The organism is Brucella gallinifaecis, assembly GCF_006476605.1.
Taxonomy (GTDB): Bacteria; Pseudomonadota; Alphaproteobacteria; order Rhizobiales; family Rhizobiaceae; genus Brucella; species Brucella gallinifaecis.
The window spans coordinates 36440-56040 of sequence record NZ_ML636803.1 but is presented as its reverse complement, the minus strand read 5'-3'; the positions used below and the strand labels follow the sequence as shown (position 1 = coordinate 56040).

The following is a 19601-nucleotide window of genomic DNA, read 5'->3' as shown; positions in this document are numbered from 1 at the left end:
ATCTTATGCTGTCGCGATATAGCTGCGGATTTCTTCTGCTTCGCGTTCCACATCCTCAATCCGTCGCTTTACAACGTCGCCAATTGATATGATTCCCGCAAGCTTGCCGTTCTCTTCAACCGGCATATGACGAAAGCGGTTATGCGTCATGATTTCCATAACCTGATTAATGGTATGATATTCGTGACACACCTGAACTTTCGATGTCATAAATTCTGAAACAAGATGTGTCGCAATTTCTGCATTCATGCTCGCGATCGCACGAACTACATCGCGCTCTGAAAGAATGCCTTTGATATGGCCTGCCTCATCGCAAACAACAAGCGCACCTATTTTATGTTGAGCGAGAATGGCAATGGCACGTGAAAGCGTGTCATCAGGTTTGATGACTACAACGTCTTTGCCTTTTTTTTCAAGAATTGACCGAACAGTCATGCCAAAATCCCTCCCAAGGTTCAGCAATCAATCATGGGAATATATCCTATGATATTAACGCAGCTCCTCCAGCTACGTTCCCTTTATGGTGCGCTTTGACAGCTCACTTTGCAAGCAGACTGAATTGGGAGGGTTAACCTCTGCGTCTGATAACAGCATCATAGCTGCGCGGACGGTCAAGCAATGCAATACCCAAAAAGCCTGCAACAAATCCACCAATATGTGCTTCCCAAGCGATACCTGATAGATCACCCCCGCCTGTCGAATAAAGACCGGTCACAATATTGATCAAAAACCAGATACCCACAAAGGTCAGAACTGGTTTCAATGTCAGTGTCAGACCGATTGGCAAAACAGGTCCGGCAAATTCAGATCTGCGCCCATGACCCACACGGCGAAAACCATAGCGTGCCGCAGCTCCCATCATGCCTGAAATGGCGCCAGACGCCCCGACAAGTGGCGTCACGCTCTCAGGATAAATTGCATAATGCGTCAACCCGGCGACGATCGACGTAAAGATCCAGAAAACAATCATCCGCCCCGTGCCAATACGCCCTGCCAGCGGAGAGCCAAAAGCCGCCAACCAGATCATATTAACGACAATATGCGCCAGACCACCATGCATGAAAGAATAGGTAATGAGCGTGAGCAATGCTGCGGGGTCGCTAAAACCGCCAGCCAATGAAAATCGTGCCGGGATCAGCGCGTAATTCAGCATGAAACTATAGTTCAGCTGCTCGCTGATAATATAATTCTGATAGACATAAACACCGACACAGATCGCTATGAGTGCCAGTATAACGCCCGGTATATTGAATATCGGCTCTACACTCTGGGGCCCGTTCATATTTCGGTTCACATCAGGCTGTGGCATACTCATCAATTGCTGCTTTCCAGCTAATTTAATATCGATTGACCCATTAGGATCTGGACCCTAGGGTCAGGACCCATTAATTTGATGAGAATGGCATCTGAAATGACCAGATATGCTAGGAGAGACGTGAGGACCGGGGTTGTCCCCCCGGTTGAGCGGCTCGACGAAGCAGATCACCAAGTCATTTCGATGTCCGAAGGATGTGGTCCATCCGCCCGGTCTACTTCGTCGGAAAGTCTTGAAAATGAACCACATTTCCTTCGCCTTTCCTTCTCGTATCCAAACGGATGGCCTCACACCATTCCCGTCAAATTAATGAGTCCTGACCCTAAGTGACAATTCGTTAAAAATAAAGGCCGCCGGATTATACCCTACGGCCTTTTCGCAAATATCTAAAATGAGCGAAACAAAATCTGGAGATCAGGAAAAGACAACCAAGACAATGACTTCTCCTGACCAATGATCAAACTGTTATAATAAATTTTTGCAACCATTACTTCTTGTTAACCTTAACAAGCATGTGTCGTGGATGAATAAAGGGTTAAGCTGGCGTTCACTCTGTTAATACTATTTTAATGCGCTGAGCGACTGGAATTACCCTGAAACCCAGACAGACAACAAGCGCACAAGATGAAAAACCGCAGCACGATCGCAATCTTCAGCGAATGGCAACAACTGGCTTTCAGCCAGAGCGGAAATCTGCATGCGCCCTCTCGCGAGACTATTCAGCCACGCAAACTTGGGCGGCATTTATCAGACCTGTTTTTTCTGGAAGAGAATGAAACAGGTCAACTGATTTTCCGGCTTGCAGGCACCCGCATTTGCACTTTATTCGGACGCGAACTGAAGCTCACACGTTTTCTAACACTCTGGCATGAACGCAACCGCCCTGCCCTTGATGAAATGGCCCGGAATGTTTGTGAGCTGCTGATTCCTGCTCTGAGCCATAATGACGGCATTAGTCTTTCAGGTCGCAGCCTGTCTTTTGAAATGCTGCTTGCGCCACTTTCAATCAGCAAAGACGGCAGAATGAACCTGTTAGGCAGTATTTCCGTTCTTGATGATATCGCCTGGGCAGGTGCCGATCCAATTATACTGGGCAATATCAACAAAATCAGACCGCTGGCTCCAGATATGCTTATTGCACAGGAAGAGCATAAGCCCTCTGCGACTAAGATCACTGCAATCAATGATCGCCAGAACTGGTCTGCTCCGATCTTCACGCGCGATCTGCCACAGCTACGGGTTATCAACGGTGGCAAAGCCTGAACGCATTCAAACCAAAAGGTAAACACGCGCTAAGGTTACGAATTGGCAAACTCGATTTTAGCCGATTTAAGCATCAAAAGGCCATAAATCATGATATAATGGCCGAATATGCGGTGTTTCTAAACAAAACCTTGCTCTAATCTGCATAGTTTTAATCAAATTAGATTCGTATTTTCATATCTGGATTTCCCCACTCTAAAACTATTGCATGCATTCTTGTTTCCAACAGGGAGACAAAGAATGACGAAGCACACAATCATCATAGCCATGATTATCATGCTGGGAACTGCATTTGCTCAAGCTGCCAGCCCCGCATCAAAATCGCACTGGATGCCAACGGGTGAACGCACATCACAACCCATAGGCCATTATGATTTTTGCCAGCGCCATCCGGCTGAATGCAACATAATGAATAAAAACAGCATACCGCTCACGCTCAATCGTAATATCTGGCAGGAAATAATCACAATTAATGCAAGCATTAATCAACGGATCGCGCCCCGCACTGATCTGGATGTCTGGGGGCAGGAAGAATATTGGGAATATCCAACCATTGCCGGGGACTGCGATGATTATATGCTGCTCAAACGTCGTGAATTAATGGCGCTCGGCATTCCAGCCAACACGTTGCTGATGACTGTGGTTCGCCAGCAAAATGGTGAAGGTCATGCAGTTTTGACGATTCGTACCGATCGAGGTGACTTCATTCTCGATAATCTTGATCAACGCGTGCGCCTTTGGAATGATACCGATTACACTTATCTCAAACGCCAGTCGACGACCAATAGCGGCGCATGGGTTTCCATTAAAAATGGACTGGATACTGTCGTGAGCAGTATTCGTAACTGATCGTGAAAAAGCACCGGGAAAAAAGGCGCACTCATTCCCTTAGCTTTTTATGCAGGCTCCAGACCACGCATAAACGACCGGCCTTTTTCCACATAATGTTGTGCTGATAGTTTCAGTTTTTCAACATCGGCTGTTTCAAGCTGACGAATAACCCGTGCTGGCGAGCCAACAATCAGCGAATTGTCCGGATATTCCTTGCCCTCAGTCACAAGCGCACCGGCACCAATCAGACAATTATTGCCAATCTTTGCACCATTGAGAATAATCGCCCCCATGCCGATCAGCGTATTATTACCAATGCTGCATCCGTGCAGAATCGCACGATGACCAATTGTACAGCCTTCTCCAACATTAAGCGGAAATCCAATATCCGTATGCATGATCGTATGTTCCTGCACATTGGTATTCGCGCCTATCGAAATCGGCTCATTATCGCCGCGCAGCACAGCACCAAACCAGAAGCCGGCATTCTCACCAATCAAAACCTTGCCGATCAGCGTTGCATCCGGTGCGATCCAGTTGCTGCTTTGATCTGCAAACTCTGGCTTATGGCCATTATAAACGTAGATTGGCATCAGCTTTCCTCCATCATGAAATTTCACAGCAGAATGCGCTATTTATCGTCAAAACGGAATGCGGCTTTCAATAAAAAACGCCCTCTCTGCTGAACAGAAAGGACGTTTTATTAAACTGCAAACAATCTCAGAGATCGACGTCGAGAATAGCCATCGAAAAATTATAGGAGAGTTCACCTTCGTCTTCATCCTTATAGACAAGCCCCAGGAACTCATCATCCAGATAGACCTCAGCAGAATCATTCTTGCGTGGTCGTGCTTTAATCTGCAAGCCAGGATTATTAAAAGTCCGCTTGAAATATGCGTCGAGTTTCTTGAGTTCTTCGGGTTTCAACCAGCTTCTCCTGATATTGAATTAAGACCGGTTTAATGCACCCGGTATAATCTTATGTAAAGCACTAACGCATGAGCGAATAAGCGCATGCACCAATAATCGAAATCGTTTTTCGGACATATAGAGAGCTATTGGCAAAAAGCCAGAAGCGCCCGGTTTCACGAATTATCGAAACGATATGGCTTAAATACCCTCACCATACATGTGTTCACCAAAAGCTGCTTCACCAAGCATCTGGTCCATAACCCTTGATGGCTCAGAACAGCCACTTTCACCAACCACTTTGGCCGGCACACCGGCAACTGTCGCGTTGTTTGGCACCGGCTTCAAAACGACAGAACCCGCTGCAATCTTTGAGCAATGACCAACTTCAATATTTCCGAGAATCTTTGCGCCAGCGCCAATCAATACGCCATGGCGAATTTTCGGATGGCGATCACCGCTCGCCTTGCCTGTCCCACCAAGCGTCACGCCGTGAAGAATCGACACATTATCTTCGATGACAGCTGTTTCACCAACCACAAGCCCGGTCGCATGATCGAGGAACAATCCACTGCCAAACTTTGCAGCAGGGTGAATATCAGTCTGGAAAATCGAAGAGGAACGACTTTGCAAATAATAGGCAAAATCTTTGCGGCCTTCGCGATAAAGCCAATGCGCCAGACGATGTGTCTGAATCGCGTGGAACCCTTTCAGATAAAGAATGGAATCCATAAACCGGTTATAGGCCGGATCACGGTCATAAACTGCCTGAATATCAACACGCACAATATGCGCCCATTCGGGCGTGGCCTCAAACATCGTGTCAAATGTCTGGCGCAAAATATCCGCGCTCAGATCGGCATGACCAAGACGTTCCGCGATACGATGCATAACAGCACCTTCCAGCGTCGGCTGGTTGAGTATCGTCGCATAAAGAAAAGTACCCAATACAGGGTCCTTATTGGCTGCCTCCTCCGCTTCAGCGCGAATGGAGTGCCAGATCGGATCAACCTGTCTCAATGAGGGAGACAATTTGGCGTTCGAACGAACGGACATTATGTATACTCCAATTTTGCCTGTCGCGGGCAACGAACACTCTTATTATTCTATGCCTGCGCCGCAATGCGTATCAGCGACTAACATATATCAAAATACTTTGCCTTGACACCGCGTAACTCTGGTTAATGCTTTGAGGTTAAAGTCAAAGAGCATTCTCTGCCAGAAATGCCAAAACGCCCTTTTTATAGACCTTGTCACCAACTGCCAGCATATGATCTCGATCAGGAATATCGAGAGCCTGTCCATTTGGCAACATTTCGGCCAATTCCTGCGCACTCCCTGCTATATCGTCAGTCGTACCCACCGCCACAAGAACTGGCTGCATGATGCGGGCAATTGCCTCAGCCGAAACCAGTTCCTTGGATGTGATAACACAGGCAGCAAGTGCAATACGATCACTCTTCGTCTGGTCAGCGAACTTACGAAACATCAAGCCACGCGGATGTGTAATGGTCGATGGATCATCGGCAAGAAGCGCTTCGCCGATTGGCTCCCAGTCGCCAGCACCTGTAACCATACCAATGCCGAGACCACCAAAAACAGCACTATGAACACGTTCAGGATGCTCAATGGCCAAAAAAGCAGCAATCCGGGCACCCATGGAATAACCCATAATATGGGCTTTTTCGATACCTAAATGGTCAAGCAGAGCAGCAGCATCGCCAGCCATGGCGCTTGGCGTATAGTCAGCAGCCTCATGACTTTTTGCAGAATATCCATGGCCGCGATTGTCAATTGCAATGACCCGATAACCAGCTTCGGTCAATGTGCGAAACCAGCCCGGCGATACCCAGTTGACAAGGCTTGACGATGCAAAGCCATGAATAAGCAAAATCGGATCGCCCTCTCCGTCCTGACGATACGCAAGACGCAGACCATCATGTTCGAAATATTCGATGTCGAGCGCGCTCAATTTTCTATTCCTTTTGAATTCTAGACTGCATTTTGCGCAGATTACTTAGGGTCAGGACCACAAATTACCGTGTGAATTGCTCTGTCACCACGCTTGATACCGGTTCGTTTAACAGTCCCGGCCAAAAGTTCAACCACATAGGCCGCTGGCCCCTGCGAAGAAATAATATCTTCGGAAAATGGAACTGCATTTTCATGGATAGCCGTCACATGACCACTATCATCCAGGAACACCATATCCAGTGGTGATGGTGTGTTCTGCATCCACATCATCACATCACGCATTTGCCCAAAGACGAAAAGCATTGCCCGGTCTTGCGGAAAATCAGTGCGCCACATCAATCCGCGCATACGCGCTTCTCCGCTATCTGCAATTTCCACTCCAAAGGAAATCCTGCCGTTTGCAGTCACAAATGTGAGCGGCTCCTTATCAACAGGCAGGAGCATTGGTTTTGTCTCTTGCGCGATTGCAGACAAGGTAAAAAATAAGAATACGAAAGAGAAAAGAATGCGGCCCATAAAATGCTCTTGCCCTACATCGTGAAAATCATCTGCTTTTTACAGAAAATAAACAAGGATGGAAATGAGCCAGAGTCAGAACCTGCCAATGTGATATAATACAAGCAATCATGCTCTTATTATATCACAAGAAACAACAAGATCAGTGAGAGAGCGGAATTACCGTTCCAATATCCGGGTGGATCTCAGCGGCCATCAAGCCCTTGTCACCATTACCAAAACGGATCAGAACCACCTGACCGGGGCGCAGTTCCATCATCCCGAAACGACGCAACGTTTCCATATGAATGAAAATATCTTCGGTGCCTTCACCGCGCGTCAAAAAGCCAAAACCCTTGGTACGGTTGAACCATTTGACAATTACACGCTCAAGACCGCTGGAAGGCGTGACCGTGACATGTGTTCGCTGCGGCGGCATTTGTGCAGGATGCACGGCTGTCGAGGTATCCATGGACAAAACACGAAAACATTGCATGCCACGTTCACTATTGCGAACTTCACAAACAATACGCGCACCCTCGAGTGCCGCCTGAAAACCATCGCGGCGCAATGTCGTCACATGCAGAAGAATGTCAGAAAAACCGGGCTGGTCCGGAACAATGAAACCATAGCCTTTTGCAACGTCGAACCATTTTATATGACCCGAAAGCTCAACAAGTTCGCCAATCTCTTCTGATGAGGCCTGACTGCGAAACTGGTCATTTGACATAGATTTGTCTGCCATCCGCTCGTCCCTCCTCGTTGCGTTGCGATTCTGTCCTGATTCTTGCCAGAAGAATAACACTTCCTTAACCATAGGCGGCAAGCCCTATCTTGTATCCTGTTGAAGATGACCACAGGCTTTATGCATTCATCGTTATTGCCTAATTTTTTTAATTGAAAACTGCTCTGTCAAAAACATAAGGCAGCATGCTCATTCGGCAACGTGTTGACTTGCTTTATGGCACAAGACACTTATCCACGAAAGCAGCTCTTTCAAACAACACCAGGAGAAGCCTATGCGTTATCTGCACACAATGGTTAGAATCCGCGACATTGATGAATCGCTGGACTTTTATGTGAACAAGTTCGGCCTTGAAGAAATTCGCCGCACTGAAAATGAAAAAGGCCGCTTCACACTGATTTTTCTTGCTGCCCCATCAGATAAAGATAAAGCCACAGAAGAACGCGCACCGGAACTCGAACTAACCTATAACTGGGATCCGGAAACCTATAGCGGTGGCCGTAACTTCGGTCATCTCGCTTATGAAGTCGATAATATCTATGCTGAATGTCAGAAATTGAAAGATGCAGGCGTTACAATCAACCGTCCGCCACGCGATGGCCATATGGCTTTCATCAAATCACCGGACGGCATTTCCATTGAACTGATCCAGAAAGGTGAGCGCCTCGCGCCACAGGAGCCTTGGGCTTCCGCCGAAAACATTGGCAGCTGGTAAAAGAAAAACCCGGTCTCACGACCGGGTTTTTATCTTTATTCCGTGCCCTGAATGGCTGAAAGCAACCAATCACCGCCATCAACGCGCGTAAATGTCCACACCTCGACGCTTTCAACCGGCTCATCGGGATTGCCTTCAACGACAGCACCCGTATTGCGATCGAGCATGACATCGATAGCTGAATAGCGAATAGCAACCGTCGCATATTCAACATTGCCTTCGCGCCATGCTTCGGAAACATCGCCCTGAAGCAGCTTCACATCTTTCACTTCATTGCGCATACCACTCGAGGCAATCTCACCCAGCTCTTCAGCCAGATAAGACATGGCTTCCGGCGTTGCGAGCTTGCGAAGGGCTGCATAATCCTCACGACCATAAGCCGTCTGGATTTCAGTAAGCATTTGTTCAAAACGATCAAGCTCTTCCTGACCGACATCCATTGGCTCGTCTTCAACAGCCGCAGCAACCGGCGCTTCATCCTGCTTCACGCCAAATGGATTGACCGAAGGCGTGCGCCCTCCAAAGCCTGCTTGCGGTGCTGACGCCCTGGCGGCACCGAAATTCTGTGTTCCGGCATTGCCCGCACCTGCTGTTGCCGCCTGACGGCGATTTGCAAACATACGCATCACAAACATTGCAATCAGCGCAATAATGGCAACCTGCAACAGAAGGCCAAACATGCCAGCCATTCCGCCAAGACCATTGCCCAGCAACATGCCAATCAGTCCACCAACAAGAAGACCGCCAAGCATTGAGCGGCCAAAATTGCCGAACATGCCGCCCGAACGTGCGGCTGCATTTTGCGTTCCCGCTGCTGCTGCTGGACGATTTGTCTGTTGTGCACCTGTATTTGGCGTCATTGAACGCTCGACAGGTGCTGCATTATTTGGTGCAGTTCGTGTCGGTGCAGGCGCCTGATAAGTACGCGCACCACGGCTACCAAAACCGCCCCCGCCTGCACGGCGAGCCTCGGCGAAATCGACAGCGGCAAAAGAGGCTATAAGCCCGAGGACCATTGCAGCGGTCAGTTTGGTCAGGCGGTTTCCGGAACCCGGCATAAGTATCTCCCAATAGAGTGGCTGGATATTTTATTCTGCCCTCATATGGGAGTTTATCCATAGCTTTCACAAGGGCGTGAACACAAAAAAATTGAAAAATTTCAAACAGGAACGGCAGCATCCAGAATCTGTATCTGAGGTGTGACAGAACCGTTCCAGTGATTGAGTGATAAATTACCAACCACATGCACGCTCTGGCCGATATTATTGAATAAAAACCGTCCCAGATCACCTTCAGCAGCCCGAAATGCAATCGCATTCACGCGCTTTCCATCTGCACCACGCAAAACAACCCGCACATGATCCCGCCCGACGGTGCGTACATCGGCAAGAATGTGATGTGGCAATGCAAGAACCGGTTGCGGATGTGCTGACCCGAAAGGTCCGGCCTTCTGCAAAGATTCGTAAAGCGAAACAGTTGCACCTGATGCAGCCACCGCACCATCAATTGAAAGACTTTGATTCTCGCGAAGCCTTGCAACTATGTCCGCTGATTCTTCCTCAAGATAGGCACGTAAAGCGCCAAGTTTGCCACGTTCAATGGTGATGCCGGCAGCCATGGCATGACCGCCACCCTTTATCAGCAATCCGCGCTCCATCGCGCCACGCACCAGCTTGCCAAGATCAAGCCCGGCAATCGAACGCCCTGACCCCGAGCCGATGCCATTCGCATTAAATGAAATGGCAAAGGCCGGGCGTCGTGCCTTTTCTTTGAGCCGGGATGCGAGAAGCCCTACAATACCTGGATGCCAGCGGTCGCTTGCGGTCACAATCACTGACGCGCCAGCCCCACCTGAAAGCTCAAGTGAAGCTTCCGCTTCTGCTTCGATCAGCATTTCGGCTTCCATTGCCTGACGCTCCTGATTAAGCCGGTCAAGCTCGACAGCAATAGGATCAGCAGCAACAGGATCATCAAGGGTTAACAAACGTGCACCAAGACCCGCATCACCAATACGCCCGCCGGCATTGATGCGCGGGCCAATCAGATAACCAAGATGAAAAACGTTGAGCGGTTCGCCAATACGCGAAACACGTCCCAATGCGGCAAGTCCGGCATTGCTCTGGCTGCGGGCAACAATCAGTCCCTTGACCACAAAAGCGCGATTGACACCTTTTAGCGGCACAACATCACAAACGGTAGCAAGCGCCACCAGATCAAGCAATGACAGCAGATCCGGGCCATTCCCTTTACCGCGTTCTCGTAAGATTTTCGTAACTTGCACAAGTGTGAGAAACACCACGCCTGCCGCACAAAGATGCTCCTGTTGTGAAATATCATCTTCACGATTCGGATTGACGATTGCTACGGCTTCGTCCGGCAAATCACCGCCAAGCTGATGGTGATCGAGCACCACAACATCGGCACCCGCATCTTTGGCAGCGCTGATTGATGGTGCGCTATTGGTGCCGCAATCAACTGTCACGATCAATGAAGCACCCTTTGCGACCAGCTCGCGCATGGCATCGGGATTAGGTCCATAACCTTCAAAAATACGATCCGGTATATAGATCGAATATGCAATGCCGAAATGCTTCAGAAAACGCGCCATCAATGCTGATGAACATGCACCATCAACATCATAATCCCCGAAAATCGCAACTGTTTCGTGATCTAAAATCGCATTGGCAATCCGGTTGGCGGCTTTGTCCATATCGGTCAGCATCGCCGGATCAGGCATGAGATTTCGAAGGCTTGGATCAATAAACTCCGGTGCACCTTCAACACTCACCCCGCGCCCGGCAAGCACACGCGCAACCAGATCGGAAATGCCATGATGCTGCGCGATTGCAAGCGCCACATTTGCCTCACGCGGACCAAGCCGGTCCATCCATTTCTGTCCCGTGACCGATTTGCGAATACCAAGAAAAAAACGTTCTGTTGTCATACATCCTTAAAGACACAAAAGGCGGCATTTTTGCAATGCCGCCGTTCGATCATAGGCCGGGAACTAGAAGAGATTTTGGTTATGGCGTGCCGAAAATGGTGGAGTTCGAGAACCGGAGCGGAATGTACTTATGAGCGCATCCCGAAAAGTGTGAAACGGTTTTCGGATAAAGATGCGCGTTAAAGAATATTTAGAGCGTCGATCTGATCCAATCAGATCAAAACACGCTCTAAAGTACATGAGCACCGGAAGCGTAGAACAACGCCATTTACAGGCAGCCAGAGCCTAAATATCGATAGTTCTAAAACTTGGAAAGATCCTGATGCCTTGCCTTGATTTCACGAACCGTCTGCGAGCTTGAGCGCATAACGATTGTGTGCGTCTGGATATAGTCACGCGCAAACTTGACACCTGAAAGCATATTGCCATCGGTCACGCCAGTTGCTGCAAACAACACATCACCCTTGGCCATTTCTTCCATTGTATAAATCTTCTTGGGATCAGAAATGCCCATCTTGGCAGCGCGTGCGATCTTCTCATCAGAATTAAGCTGAAGTCGGCCCTGCATCTGACCACCCATACAACGCAGGGCAGCGGCAGCCAGTACACCTTCCGGTGCGCCACCAATACCGATATAAATATCGATGCCGGTTTCATCAGGGTTTGTTGTATGCATCACGCCTGCAACGTCCCCATCACCAATCAGACGTATGGAAGCACCGGTTGCGCGCACCTCTTCAATCAGTCGCGCATGGCGTGGACGATCCATGATACAGGCCGTGATTTCATGCGGCTGCACATCTTTTGCCTTGGCAAGGGCATTGATATTGTCGGTCGGTGTTGCATCAATATCGACAACACCCTTCGGATAGCCCGGCCCCACCGCAATCTTTTCCATGTAAACATCGGGCGCATAAAGAAGATTGTCCTTTTCAGCGATAGCAATAACAGCGAGTGAGTTGGGCAGGTTCTTGGCACAAATCGTTGTACCTTCCAGCGGGTCAAGCGCAATATCGACATCCGGTCCCTGCCTGGTGCCAACTTCCTCACCGATATAAAGCATCGGTGCTTCGTCCCGCTCACCTTCGCCAATCACAACCGTACCGGCAATCGGCAAACGATTAAGCTCCTGACGCATGGCATCAACCGCCGCCTGATCAGCGGCCATTTCATCACCACGTCCACGAAGACGCGCTGCTGCAACCGCTGCACGTTCAGCAACGCGAACCAGCTCAAGCGTCAGAATGCGGTCAAGTCCCTGCGCTATTCGTTGCGGTTGCTGGTCTGAAATCTTGGCCATGTGAACAAAGTCCCGAATTCATCTGAAATCTATGCTTCGCCTTTTATAGCGACATTATGCGAAAGTTTTGTCAATCAGCCTGCACGTTCTATGCGGATCATCTGAGGCTTGTTAACGAGATGATCATCCTTGAGGATCGCGTCCAGTGCCTTTTTAACAGCCGATTCCGTTGTCTCATGTGTGACCAGAATAACAGTCTTTATACCGCCATTGATATCGCTATCCATCTGTGGACGCTGAACAATCGATTCAAGCGAAATATCGTTCTCGGCCATACGCTTGGCAATTGCTGCAAACGCGCCAATACGATCATGCACAGTCAAACGGATGAAATAACCGCCCGCATGTTTGCGCATCTTCGCACGCTTATATGGCTGCAAAGCCTTCGCGGGCGTTCCAAACACCGGACCATGCTGGAATCCGGGACGGCTCTTTGCAATATCCGCAATATCACCAATCACAGCTGAAGCTGTCGCATTGCCGCCGGCACCGGGACCGGAAAGCAGCAATTCACCCAGAAGATCAGTTTCAATTGCCACTGCATTGGTCACACCATGCACCTGTGCAATCACTGATGAGGTTGGAACCATGGTCGGATGTACACGCTGTTCAATACCCGTATCTGTTTTCTGTGCAACGCCCAGCAACTTGATACGATAGCCAAGCTCGTCCGCAGCACGAATATCGGCCAGAGAAATATTGCTGATACCTTCGAGATAAATATCATCGGCAGCAATCTGGGTGCCAAATGCAAGACTTGTCAGCAATGCAAGCTTGTGCGCCGTGTCATTGCCTTCAATATCAAATGTCGGATCAGCTTCAGCATAACCAAGCCGCTGCGCATCTGCGAGGCAGTCCTCAAATGAAATACCCTCTTCCCACATCCGGGTCAGAATGTAGTTACAAGTACCGTTCATAATACCGTAAACACGCGAAACCGTATTTCCGGTCAGCGATTCACGCATTGCCTTGATAACAGGGATACCGCCAGCAACGGCGGCTTCAAAATTGAGAAGTACACCCTTCTCTTCAGCAATTTTGGCAAGTGCCACACCATGCTTTGCAAGCAGTGCTTTATTAGCGGTCACAACATGATGGCCTGCACTCAATGCTGCTTCAACAGCGGCTTTGGCCGGGCCTTCATCTCCACCGATCAATTCGACAAAAACATCAATATTAGCGCTCTTGGCAAGCTCGATGGAATCGTCAAACCATTCAATTCCGGCAAGATCAACACCACGATCACGATTTCGGTCACGTGCACTCACAGCAGTCACTGTAAGCTGTTTGCCGCACTGGCGAGTGAGCATTTCGGCTTTGTCACGTAGAATACGCAACACCGAAGCACCAACGGTGCCCAATCCGGCAACGCCGATCCGCAATGCATCACTCATTGTTATGTCTTTCTGTATTGTTGAATGTCTATGGGGCGGGATAACAGGGGCCGTCCAGCAAACGGCCCCGGTCTTGTCTGCTCAAAACCGCTTATCGGCGCGTTTCAAGCGGGATAACATTATGCAGATTCTCATCCTTGGTGGACAGGAAACGCTTGATGTTACGCGCTGCCTGACGAATCCGATGCTCGTTCTCAACCAGAGCGATGCGAACATAGTCATCACCATGCTCACCAAATCCAACCCCGGGCGCAACAGCCACATCAGCCATTTCGACCAGCAGCTTGGAAAACTCAAGCGAGCCGAGACTACGAAAACGTTCCGGGATCGGAACCCAGGCAAACATGGTTGCCGCAGGTGCAGGGACATCCCATCCCGCACGGCCAAAACTGTCGACCAATACATCACGGCGCTGCTTATAAACATTGCGAACATAAGCAATATCCGAGCCATCACCATTCAGTGCTGCGGTTGCGGCAACCTGAATAGGCGTGAATGCACCATAATCCAGATAGGATTTTACCCGGGTCAAGGCTGCAATCAGCCGCTCATTGCCAACTGCAAAGCCCATACGCCAGCCCGGCATCGAGAATGTCTTCGACATCGAAGTAAATTCAACAGCCACATCCATTGCACCCGGCACTTCAAGCACGGAGGGCGGCGGATTGTTATCTTCGAAGTAAATTTCCGAATAAGCCAGATCAGACAGAATGATCAGATCATTTTTACGAGCAAAATCAACAACATCCTTATAGAAGTCAAGGGTTGCAACATAGGCTGTCGGGTTCGACGGAAAATTAAGAATGAGCGCAAGCGGCTTCGGGATAGAGTGCTTTACCGCACGATCCAGCGCACGAATGAAGTCCTCATCCGGTTTTGCAGGGATCGAACGGATCACACCGCCCGACATGATGAAACCGAACGAGTGAATCGGATAGGTTGGGTCCGGGCAAAGCACAACATCACCGGGCGCGGTGATTGCCTGCGCCATATTGGCAAAGCCTTCTTTGGAACCCAGTGTCGCGACGACCTGTGTATCCGGGTTAAGCTTCACACCAAAACGGCGTGCATAATATTGCGCCTGCGCACGCCGCAGACCGGGAATACCCTTCGACGACGAATAACGATGCGAACGAGGGTCCTGAACAGCTTCACAAAGCTTATCGACAATGTTCTTTGGCGTCGGCAGATCAGGATTACCCATTCCCAGATCAATAATATCGGCTCCAGCCGCTCGCGCCGATGCCTTGAGACGGTTAACCTGCTCAAAGACATAAGGTGGCAAACGACGGACTTTATGAAATTCTTCCGACATGATCCTGTTCCAGAATGGGGTTAAATGAAACGATGCTCTTGCATCGCACTTGGAGCTATACACCTGTTATCGAATCGGGTCGAGACTTGTTACAGTTCTGCGACAAAGCTTTTATGATTTAATAGCTTTCTATTCGCCGGATTCGATCTGCTTGAGGGTGGCGCTTACTTCTTCCTGCGCCTGCTTGCGCAATGCGGCTGCCTGGGCATCGCTCAAGGTGGCGGCAGATGAGCGGGTGGCAGCAAGACGTGTACGGTCGCCATCAAGATTAGACAGCATCTGTGCCTTTTCTTCCGGCGTAATCTGTGTCGTTGCAGCTTTAGGCATACGTCCAAAACTTGGATAAGTGTCGGTACGTCTGGCACCCTCCTGTGGCGCCCCCTGGAATTCTGGTCCACCGGCACAGCCCGCAACAAATGCCACGGCTGCTACTGCCAGCATGAGATTGGCAAATATCCGTGTGCTTTTGGTCATATGTCCGGTTCCGATCATCTTGCCCTAAACGTAATGTCGAGCCAATAACAGATACTATAATAATAGGAAATGGATAGCATCAACTCGATATGATATGTCAACATGTGAGTTGAAACTGGACAATCAATCAAATCGATCAGCATCAGTATAACTAAAAATTACAAACAGTAATATTGCGTCATAACTCAATATGTAAGAGCACTGTTTTCGTTTTCTAAAACAAAGACTATATTCAATAGTTGCACTTGCCAGTTAAAAATCCTAAAAATTGGTTACAACTTATCAGTCTGTAATTTACGTCTTCATGCTTTGGCACGGACATATAAAAATATATTCGTAATAAAGCGCTGAAAATTCTGGATAATCTGAATCGGTGTCCATGACTGATTTCTGTGAGTAACATCGCTTTTAAAGGCTTGCGTACGACTCACGCGGAGAATCAATCTCCTCAACCAGACGAGAACAGGGCTCTTTCCGACTCGTCAAATTGGTCAAACCCAGACCCTGGGACATCAAGCTGGAGCAGATATTGAAATTCGCAGAACCACGGCAAACGACAACAAAAAAACTGCTTTCAGGCAGCGTGGCCCTGTTTGCACTTATTCTGTCGTCCTGCACATCAACCAGTAACGGCACAGCATCATTACAAATGACCAGCACGGCGGAAGGTTCCATAATTGCCGAAACGCTTCAAAGTGCTGCCGACCAGACAATCGCAGAAGAAGCGTCCGCCGGCACAGAAAAAGCGGCCCTGTCTGCCAAACCCGGCCAGGCCGACAATAAACTGACGACCACAGCAGCCACACCAGAAAAACCAGCTGCTGCACAAGAAGCGCCAGTTCAGGTTGCGGCTCTCGCCCCACAAACAAAGTCTACTTCGCTTTTTGGCATATTTGGCAAGAAATCAACCGATTCTCCAACCACGTCAGCGCCAGAGGCTGCGCCAGAAACTGTACCCGAAACTACGAAGAAAACTGAAACTGAAAAACCCGCAGAACAGCAAAAACAAACCGCATTAGCCAAACCTTCAGAGCCAGAAAAAGAACCACAAGCCACTTCTTTGTTCGGCTCTGCCAAAAATGCAAATGCCTATGCAACGCCGCAACGTCCTGCAAATGCTGGTCAAGGTAGTATTGCGCGGCTCTTCAATGAAAATAACGCTGATGGTGCAGCCAAAACTGAAAACAAGAAACTTGCCGTTCTGAGACCCGCAGCAAAATCAAAACACGAATATAATTATTCCCTGCCCGGCGTTCGTCCCAATGGTGGTTTTGAAATCAAACATCGTAAGAGCATCTACGACGACAGCGACATTGATGCGAACGAATATGATGATTATGCATCTGTGCAATTGGCATCGGCTCCCGGCCTTGCACGGCTGGCGCCAAATGGCTTGAAAGTTCAGCGCGAAACAGTCGACGTTGCTTGTCTAAAACCTCAGCTCGTGTCGATGCTTAAAACCATGGAACGCCACTTCCGCAAGCCGGTTATGGTCACATCCGGCTATCGTAGCCCTTCTTATAACCGCAAAGTGAATGGTGCACGCAAATCACTTCATATGATCTGTGCTGCGGCCGACATTCAAATTGCTGGCGTATCAAAGCATGAAATTGCCCGCTACGCTCGTAAAATGTCCAATCGTGGCGGCGTTGGCACCTATTGCCATACAACTTCGGTCCATGTGGATATAGGGCCAGAACGCGACTGGAACTGGAGCTGCAAACGATAATCAACAGGCAAGAGGTGGAAGTTCTTCTAACTCATTCATATATTACAATGAGATAGTTATTCCTCCACAGGGTAAGTCCTCTTAAAATTAGCCTCGGATGATATTTTTATAAAAAAGTCGAATTAAGGGCTTGCGAGTCAGATACTTCCTGCATATAAGCCCACTCACACCAGCGACAGGCGCCCATCGTCTAGCGGTTAGGACAGCGCCCTTTCACGGCGCAGACAGGGGTTCGATTCCCCTTGGGCGTACCACTGGCTTCATCATGAAAATTGAAAGAGCATCGGCAGAAAATATTCTGTTAAAGTGTAATTCTACACAAAGATCACTTTAGCTTTCTGCATTATCTCCTTGTTTTTATATGCAACACCTCTTTCTCTAGAGAATAATATTTTCTTGGAAATTCTCTAAAAAAGAGCTTGCGCACCGGAAATTTCCTGCATATAAGCCCACTCACACCAGCGACAGGCGCCCATCGTCTAGCGGTTAGGACAGCGCCCTTTCACGGCGCAGACAGGGGTTCGATTCCCCTTGGGCGTACCATTTGCCAGATTTTTTTGTCGGCAGTTTCCACCATTCTCAAAATAATATTATGATGTAAGCAATGCTTGCATAACATAAAGCATAGGCCTAAATCGCCTTATGCTTTTCCAGACACCTCTAGTGACCGGTCGTTTAGAACGACGCTACAAACGTTTTCTCGCCGACATCACGCTCGACGATGGACATTTTATTACCGCTTTCGTTCCCAATACGGGATCAATGCTCGGTCTCACCGCTCCGGGTTCTCGTGTCTGGTTGAGCGTTTCAGATGCACCCCACCGAAAATATCGGCACACGTTGCAGATTGTTGAAGCCAACAACACACTTGTTGGCGTCAATACTGCCCTCCCCAACAAAATTGCGGAAGAAGCTATCCTCTCCGGGATGATTCTAGATTTGAAAAACTACGCGCTTCTCAAGCGAGAGCAAAAATACGGTAAGAATTCGCGAGTTGACATATTGCTCGATGAAGGCGAGCGACCACGCGCCTATGTAGAAGTGAAGAATGTACACTTTATACATACCCCTTTGCTTGCAGAATTTCCCGATACCGTGACTGCAAGAGGCACGAAACATCTTGATGAGCTGGCTGATGTCGTATCTGCTGGCTATCGTGGTGTAATGTTGTTTATTATTCAGCGCGGTGATTGTGACAAATTCAGCATCTCGGGCGATCTTGATCCCGCTTATGCGCGCGCATTTAGCCGCGCACAAGCCGCAGGGGTTGAGGCCTGGGCAATTCGATGCCAAATTACTGAAAAGTGCATCATGGCTGAAACTCTGGTGCCGATAGAATATTAGAAAGACAAGTTAAAATGGTTACTTATATCGAAGCAACGAGTGCACCGTTAAAATATACGGGGCAAGTCAGGCTTTATGGCCCGGAAGCTTTTGAAGCGATGCGCAAAGTGTGCAACCTCACCGCTCGTTGTCTTGATGCCTTGAACGACATTGTCAAACCGGGTGTTACAACCAATGAAATTGACCGCTTCGTTTTTGAATTTGGTATGGATAATGGCGCCTTTCCAGCGACTTTGAATTACCGCGGTTATACAAAATCCACATGCACTTCGATTAACCATGTTGTTTGCCATGGTATTCCTGACGACAAGCCTTTGCGCGAAGGCGATATTGTCAATATCGACGTCACATATCTGCTCGATGGCTGGCACGGTGATTCAAGTCGCATGTATGCAGTTGGCACTATTAAACGCGCTGCCGAACGTCTGCTTGAAGTCACTTATGAAAGCCTGCTGCGCGGTATTGAAGTCGTAAAGCCCGGTGTAAAAACAGGAGCTATAGGCGCAGCAATTCAAACCTATGCCGAAGGTGAGCGCTGCTCTGTAGTACGCGACTTCTGTGGCCATGGCGTCGGACAGCTTTTCCATGACACACCGAATATCCTGCATTACGGTACCGTTAATGAAGGTATTGAGATTAAAGAAGGCATGATCTTCACGATTGAGCCAATGATCAATCTCGGCAAGCCCGGCGTCAAGGTTCTTTCTGATGGCTGGACAGCCGTTACACGCGACCGTTCTCTGACTGCCCAATATGAGCATACCCTTGGCGTTACCAAGGATGGCTACGAAATCTTTACACTGTCACCGAAGAACATTTTTGGTCCGCCAAGCATGCGGTAAGCTGTCATAAAA

Annotated in this window: 20 protein-coding genes and 2 tRNA genes; 8 read left to right on the top strand and 14 right to left on the bottom strand. The window is 48.8% G+C overall.

The genetic code is table 11. The features are described from left to right. Nucleotides 1-3: 3 nt before the first annotated feature. Both FHY56_RS06825 and FHY56_RS06820 read right to left on the bottom strand, forming a co-directional pair. Nucleotides 4-435 (bottom strand): CBS domain-containing protein, encoded by a 432-nt coding sequence (locus FHY56_RS06825; RefSeq protein ID WP_140904441.1) that lies wholly within the window; start codon nt 433-435, stop codon nt 4-6. Nucleotides 436-568: 133 nt separating this feature from the next. Continuing rightward, nucleotides 569-1315: a rhomboid family intramembrane serine protease gene (locus FHY56_RS06820; protein ID WP_140904440.1), complete on the bottom strand. Its 747-nt coding sequence runs from the start codon at nt 1313-1315 to the stop codon at nt 569-571. Between the two features lie 624 nt (nt 1316-1939). Between FHY56_RS06820 and FHY56_RS06815 the strand changes: the two genes are divergently transcribed. Together FHY56_RS06815 and FHY56_RS06810 are read left to right on the top strand one after the other, a co-directional pair. Beyond that, on the top strand, nt 1940-2578 hold the full coding sequence (locus FHY56_RS06815) for a PAS domain-containing protein (RefSeq protein WP_140904439.1): 639 nt from the start codon (nt 1940-1942) through the stop codon (nt 2576-2578). A 240-nt stretch (nt 2579-2818) separates the two neighbouring features. After that, on the top strand, nt 2819-3427 hold the full coding sequence (locus FHY56_RS06810) for a transglutaminase-like cysteine peptidase (RefSeq protein WP_140904438.1): 609 nt from the start codon (nt 2819-2821) through the stop codon (nt 3425-3427). Between the two features lie 47 nt (nt 3428-3474). Here FHY56_RS06810 and FHY56_RS06805 read toward each other — a convergent pair whose 3' ends face one another. The 6 genes from FHY56_RS06805 to FHY56_RS06780 form a co-directional block, all read right to left on the bottom strand. Beyond that, nucleotides 3475-4002, bottom strand: a complete 528-nt coding sequence (locus FHY56_RS06805) for a gamma carbonic anhydrase family protein (RefSeq protein ID WP_140904437.1) — start codon at nt 4000-4002, stop codon at nt 3475-3477. 127 nt (nt 4003-4129) lie between these two features. Further along, a complete protein-coding gene (locus FHY56_RS06800) occupies nt 4130-4336 on the bottom strand; it encodes a DUF3126 family protein (RefSeq protein WP_140904436.1) in 207 nt (68 codons plus the stop codon). A 183-nt stretch (nt 4337-4519) separates the two neighbouring features. Next, the gene (gene cysE / locus FHY56_RS06795) at nt 4520-5374 is read right to left on the bottom strand and encodes a serine O-acetyltransferase (protein ID WP_140904435.1); all 855 of its coding nucleotides are present in this window, start codon (nt 5372-5374) and stop codon (nt 4520-4522) included. Between the two features lie 145 nt (nt 5375-5519). Further along, a complete protein-coding gene (locus tag FHY56_RS06790; RefSeq protein WP_140904434.1) occupies nt 5520-6290 on the bottom strand; it encodes an alpha/beta fold hydrolase in 771 nt (256 codons plus the stop codon). 41 nt (nt 6291-6331) lie between these two features. Further along, nucleotides 6332-6808, bottom strand: a complete 477-nt coding sequence (locus FHY56_RS06785; protein WP_140904433.1) for a DUF192 domain-containing protein — start codon at nt 6806-6808, stop codon at nt 6332-6334. Between the two features lie 142 nt (nt 6809-6950). Continuing rightward, nucleotides 6951-7532: a cold-shock protein gene (locus FHY56_RS06780; protein ID WP_140904432.1), complete on the bottom strand. Its 582-nt coding sequence runs from the start codon at nt 7530-7532 to the stop codon at nt 6951-6953. 274 nt (nt 7533-7806) lie between these two features. Between FHY56_RS06780 and gloA the strand changes: the two genes are divergently transcribed. Then, nucleotides 7807-8247, top strand: a complete 441-nt coding sequence (gene gloA / locus FHY56_RS06775) for a lactoylglutathione lyase (RefSeq protein WP_140904431.1) — start codon at nt 7807-7809, stop codon at nt 8245-8247. A gap of 35 nt (nt 8248-8282) precedes the next feature. Here gloA and FHY56_RS06770 read toward each other — a convergent pair whose 3' ends face one another. The 6 genes from FHY56_RS06770 to FHY56_RS06745 all read right to left on the bottom strand — a co-directional run bounded on the left by FHY56_RS06770 (nt 8283) and on the right by FHY56_RS06745 (nt 15674). Then, nucleotides 8283-9305: a Tim44 domain-containing protein gene (locus FHY56_RS06770; RefSeq protein ID WP_140904430.1), complete on the bottom strand. Its 1023-nt coding sequence runs from the start codon at nt 9303-9305 to the stop codon at nt 8283-8285. 101 nt (nt 9306-9406) lie between these two features. Then, nucleotides 9407-11191 carry a single-stranded-DNA-specific exonuclease RecJ gene (gene recJ / locus FHY56_RS06765; protein ID WP_140904429.1) on the bottom strand — a complete coding sequence of 595 codons (1785 nt, stop codon included), beginning with the start codon at nt 11189-11191 and terminating at the stop codon, nt 9407-9409. Nucleotides 11192-11492: 301 nt separating this feature from the next. Next, nucleotides 11493-12491 (bottom strand): class II fructose-bisphosphatase, encoded by a 999-nt coding sequence (glpX, locus tag FHY56_RS06760; protein ID WP_140904428.1) that lies wholly within the window; start codon nt 12489-12491, stop codon nt 11493-11495. Between the two features lie 74 nt (nt 12492-12565). Beyond that, nucleotides 12566-13885 carry a homoserine dehydrogenase gene (locus FHY56_RS06755; RefSeq protein WP_140904427.1) on the bottom strand — a complete coding sequence of 440 codons (1320 nt, stop codon included), beginning with the start codon at nt 13883-13885 and terminating at the stop codon, nt 12566-12568. 91 nt (nt 13886-13976) lie between these two features. After that, complete coding sequence (locus FHY56_RS06750; protein WP_140904426.1) at nt 13977-15200, bottom strand: LL-diaminopimelate aminotransferase; 1224 nt, start codon at nt 15198-15200, stop codon at nt 13977-13979. A 129-nt stretch (nt 15201-15329) separates the two neighbouring features. Then, nucleotides 15330-15674 carry a hypothetical protein gene (locus tag FHY56_RS06745; protein ID WP_140904425.1) on the bottom strand — a complete coding sequence of 115 codons (345 nt, stop codon included), beginning with the start codon at nt 15672-15674 and terminating at the stop codon, nt 15330-15332. A gap of 529 nt (nt 15675-16203) precedes the next feature. On the opposite strand from FHY56_RS06745, the gene FHY56_RS06740 reads away from it, so the two are divergent. The 5 genes from FHY56_RS06740 (at nt 16204) to map (ending at nt 19589) form a co-directional block, all read left to right on the top strand. Then, the gene (locus FHY56_RS06740; protein WP_140904424.1) at nt 16204-17403 is read left to right on the top strand and encodes a D-Ala-D-Ala carboxypeptidase family metallohydrolase; all 1200 of its coding nucleotides are present in this window, start codon (nt 16204-16206) and stop codon (nt 17401-17403) included. A gap of 179 nt (nt 17404-17582) precedes the next feature. Further along, nucleotides 17583-17657: transfer RNA gene (locus tag FHY56_RS06735), tRNA-Glu, on the top strand. A 214-nt stretch (nt 17658-17871) separates the two neighbouring features. Then, nucleotides 17872-17946, top strand: a tRNA-Glu gene (locus FHY56_RS06730). A 99-nt stretch (nt 17947-18045) separates the two neighbouring features. After that, nucleotides 18046-18747: a DNA/RNA nuclease SfsA gene (gene sfsA / locus FHY56_RS06725; protein ID WP_140904423.1), complete on the top strand. Its 702-nt coding sequence runs from the start codon at nt 18046-18048 to the stop codon at nt 18745-18747. Between the two features lie 14 nt (nt 18748-18761). Further along, nucleotides 18762-19589: a type I methionyl aminopeptidase gene (gene map / locus FHY56_RS06720; protein WP_140904422.1), complete on the top strand. Its 828-nt coding sequence runs from the start codon at nt 18762-18764 to the stop codon at nt 19587-19589. Nucleotides 19590-19601: the final 12 nt, after the last annotated feature.

Coding starts and splice junctions, on each gene's coding strand:
- FHY56_RS06825 (WP_140904441.1), bottom strand. CDS start 435: ATGACTGTTCGGTCAATTCTTGAAAAAAAAGGCAAAGACGTTGTAGTC.
- FHY56_RS06820 (WP_140904440.1), bottom strand. CDS start 1,315: ATGAGTATGCCACAGCCTGATGTGAACCGAAATATGAACGGGCCCCAG.
- FHY56_RS06815 (WP_140904439.1), top strand. CDS start 1,940: ATGAAAAACCGCAGCACGATCGCAATCTTCAGCGAATGGCAACAACTG.
- FHY56_RS06810 (WP_140904438.1), top strand. CDS start 2,819: ATGACGAAGCACACAATCATCATAGCCATGATTATCATGCTGGGAACT.
- FHY56_RS06805 (WP_140904437.1), bottom strand. CDS start 4,002: ATGCCAATCTACGTTTATAATGGCCATAAGCCAGAGTTTGCAGATCAA.
- cysE (WP_140904435.1), bottom strand. CDS start 5,374: ATGTCCGTTCGTTCGAACGCCAAATTGTCTCCCTCATTGAGACAGGTT.
- FHY56_RS06785 (WP_140904433.1), bottom strand. CDS start 6,808: ATGGGCCGCATTCTTTTCTCTTTCGTATTCTTATTTTTTACCTTGTCT.
- FHY56_RS06780 (WP_140904432.1), bottom strand. CDS start 7,532: ATGGCAGACAAATCTATGTCAAATGACCAGTTTCGCAGTCAGGCCTCA.
- gloA (WP_140904431.1), top strand. CDS start 7,807: ATGCGTTATCTGCACACAATGGTTAGAATCCGCGACATTGATGAATCG.
- FHY56_RS06770 (WP_140904430.1), bottom strand. CDS start 9,305: ATGCCGGGTTCCGGAAACCGCCTGACCAAACTGACCGCTGCAATGGTC.
- recJ (WP_140904429.1), bottom strand. CDS start 11,191: ATGACAACAGAACGTTTTTTTCTTGGTATTCGCAAATCGGTCACGGGA.
- glpX (WP_140904428.1), bottom strand. CDS start 12,491: ATGGCCAAGATTTCAGACCAGCAACCGCAACGAATAGCGCAGGGACTT.
- FHY56_RS06755 (WP_140904427.1), bottom strand. CDS start 13,885: ATGAGTGATGCATTGCGGATCGGCGTTGCCGGATTGGGCACCGTTGGT.
- FHY56_RS06750 (WP_140904426.1), bottom strand. CDS start 15,200: ATGTCGGAAGAATTTCATAAAGTCCGTCGTTTGCCACCTTATGTCTTT.
- FHY56_RS06745 (WP_140904425.1), bottom strand. CDS start 15,674: ATGACCAAAAGCACACGGATATTTGCCAATCTCATGCTGGCAGTAGCA.
- sfsA (WP_140904423.1), top strand. CDS start 18,046: ATGCTTTTCCAGACACCTCTAGTGACCGGTCGTTTAGAACGACGCTAC.
- map (WP_140904422.1), top strand. CDS start 18,762: ATGGTTACTTATATCGAAGCAACGAGTGCACCGTTAAAATATACGGGG.